The sequence below is a fragment of the Falsiroseomonas sp. genome (assembly GCF_041690465.1).
Taxonomy (GTDB): Bacteria; Pseudomonadota; Alphaproteobacteria; order Acetobacterales; family Acetobacteraceae; genus Falsiroseomonas.
The window spans coordinates 1-2,661 of record NZ_JAWLHG010000105.1 but is presented as its reverse complement, the minus strand read 5'-3'; the positions used below and the strand labels follow the sequence as shown (position 1 = coordinate 2,661).

Sequence of the window (2,661 nt, the reverse complement as noted above, 5' to 3'; positions counted from 1 at the left end):
AAAACAACCCCGCCATCGCCAATTCCTTCTGCTGACTGATGTCAGTGAATCACCAGAATAAAAATAGATCAACAGGTTGATTGGGTTTGGAGCCTAGCCCTCTGCCTTGCGTTCCAGCCTGCGGGCGTGCAGCACCGGCTCGGTGTAGCCCGAGGGCTGCACCCGGCCACGGAACACCAGATCGCAGGCGGCCTGGAAGGCCACGCCCTGGAATCCCGGCGCCATCGGCTGGTAGAAGGGATCATCGGCGTTCTGCCGGTCCACCACCTCGGCCATCTTGCGCAGGGCGGCCATCACCTTCTGTTCGTCGACGACGCCGTGGTGCAGCCAGTTGGCCAGCGCCTGGGCGCTGATCCGGCAGGTGGCGCGGTCTTCCATCAGCCCGACGTCGTGGATGTCGGGCACCTTCGAACAACCGATCCCGGCGTCGATCCAGCGCACGACGTAGCCGAGGATGCCTTGCGCGTTGTTCTCGATCTCGGCCTGGATCTCGTCGTCCGACCAGTTGGTGCCGCCCGCGAGCGGGATGGTGAGCAGTTCGTCGAGCGTGGCGCGCGGGCCTTGTGCGGCGATCTCGTCCTGCCGGGCCTGGACGCTGACCTTTTGGTAGTGCGTGGCGTGCAGCGTGGCCGCCGTGGGCGACGGCACCCAGGCGCAGTTCGCGCCCGCTTGCGGGTGGGCGATCTTCTCGCGCAGCATCTCGGCCATCCGGTCGGGCGCTGCCCACATCCCCTTGCCGATCTGAGCGCGGCCGCGCAGGCCGCAGGCGATCCCGATATCGACGTTGCGATCCTCGTAGGCCTTGATCCACGCCGCGCCCTTCATGTCGCCCTTGCGCAGCATCGGGCCGGCTTCCATCGAGGTGTGGATCTCGTCGCCGGTGCGGTCGAGAAAGCCGGTGTTGATGAAGGCCACCCGGTGGCGGGCCGCCCGGATGCATTCCTTGAGATTGGCGCTGGTGCGCCGCTCCTCGTCCATGATCCCGAGCTTGACGGTGTATCGCTCCAGCCCCAGCACCGCCTCGACGCGCGAAAACAGCTCGTCGGCGAAGGCCACTTCCTCCGGCCCGTGCATCTTCGGCTTGACCACGTAGATGCTGCCGGTGGCCGAGTTGCGCCGCGCGGCAAGGTCGTGCATCGCGGCCAGCGTGGTCATCATCGCGTCCATGATCCCCTCGGGCACCTCACGGCCCTCGCGGTCGTGGATCGCCGGGGTGGTCATCAGGTGGCCGACGTTGCGCACCAGCATCAGCGCCCGGCCCTTCAGCGTGACCGCGCCGCCGCCGGGGGCGTGGAAAGTCATGTCGTCCGCCAGCCGGCGGGTGAAGGTCTTGCCGCCCTTGCTCACCTCTTCGGTCAACGTGCCCTGCATCAGCCCCAGCCAGTTGTCGTAGGCCGCCACCTTGTCGGCGGCATCGACGCAGGCGACGCTGTCTTCGCAATCCATGATCGCCGAAATCGCCGATTCGAGCTTGATGTCGGACACGCCGGCGCGGTCGTCCTGCCCCACCGGGGTGGAGGCGTCGATCTCGATGACGATGTGCAGCCCGTTGTTGCGCAGCACAACCGCCTCCGGTGCATCCTCGGTGCCGCGCCAGCCGATGAACTGGCCAGGGTCGGCCAGCTCCGGCACCAGCGCGCCGTTCTCGACCCGGTAGCCGGCCACGTCCATGTGGCTGCCGCCGGCGAGCGGCACCGCCTCGTCGAGAAAGCGCCGGCCCCAGGCGATCACCTCGCGGCCGCGTGCCCGGTCGTAGCCGCCGGCCGGTGGCGGGCTGCCCAGCGCGTCGGTGCCATAGAGCGCATCGTAGAGCGAACCCCAGCGGGCATTGGCGGCATTGAGCGCGTAGCGCGCGTTGGTGATCGGCACCACCAGCTGCGGCCCGGCGATGGTTGCGATCTCGGGGTCGATATGGTCGGTCTCGATGCTGAAATCCTCGCCCTCGGGCAGGAGATAGCCGATCTCTTCGAGGAAGGCGCGGTAGGCGGCGGCGTCATGCGGCTGGCCGCGCCGGGCGATGTGCCAGGCGTCGATCTGCTGCTGCATCGCCTCGCGGATTTCCAGCAGCGCGCGGTTCTTCGGTGCGAGATCGTGGACGATGGCGGAGAAGCCTTTCCAGAAATCTTCCGCCTTCACGCCGGTGCGGGGCAGTGCCCGCGCCTCGACGAAGAGCGCCAGTTCCGGCGCGATGCTCAGCCCGAAGTGCTCGACCCTTCGTTCCATGCGCGTCTCCCTCGTATGCAATTGTGTGCCGTTCGCTTCCGCCACGGATAGGAAAAAAGTTTCCTATAGGCAACACGCGAAATCCGGCGCGGTCACTTTCCGCCGCCCGGCCCCGCCTTCGCAGCCTTGCGGCAGGCGTCGGAGCAGTATTTGACCGCCGGCCAGTCGCGCGCCCACTTGCGCCGCCAGGTGAAAGGCCGCCCGCATCGGGCGCAGGTCTTTTCCGGCAGGTCGGATTTGCGTCGCATCTTCGGCATGACCTGTCAGATGGGAGCGCAGGCCATGTTGGCAAGCGGCGCGCCACGCGGTTTCCAAACCGCGCCACACGGCTTTTCGAAAAGCCGTGCCGCCGCCCGTTGCAGCCGCCCGCTCACCCGCCTACCTTGCCCGCAACCGCTCCCGGAAAGGACGCCCGATGAAAGACGCAGAGCCCCAGGC

At 67.5% G+C, this 2,661-nt stretch carries 2 protein-coding genes; both read right to left on the bottom strand.

All coding sequences use genetic code 11. The annotated features are described in order from the left end of the window. Positions 1–93: 93 nt before the first annotated feature. Complete coding sequence (locus ACESM1_RS30340; protein ID WP_372625144.1) at positions 94–2,223, bottom strand: malate synthase G; 2,130 nt, start codon at positions 2,221–2,223, stop codon at positions 94–96. A gap of 92 nt (positions 2,224–2,315) precedes the next feature. Next, the gene (locus ACESM1_RS30335) at positions 2,316–2,471 is read right to left on the bottom strand and encodes a DUF2256 domain-containing protein (protein ID WP_372625142.1); all 156 of its coding nucleotides are present in this window, start codon (positions 2,469–2,471) and stop codon (positions 2,316–2,318) included. Positions 2,472–2,661 lie beyond the last annotated feature (190 nt).

Excerpts from the sequence above, each read along its gene's own strand:
- ACESM1_RS30340 (WP_372625144.1), bottom strand. The coding sequence starts at position 2,223 with ATGGAACGAAGGGTCGAGCACTTCGGGCTGAGCATCGCGCCGGAACTG.
- ACESM1_RS30335 (WP_372625142.1), bottom strand. The coding sequence starts at position 2,471 with ATGCGACGCAAATCCGACCTGCCGGAAAAGACCTGCGCCCGATGCGGG.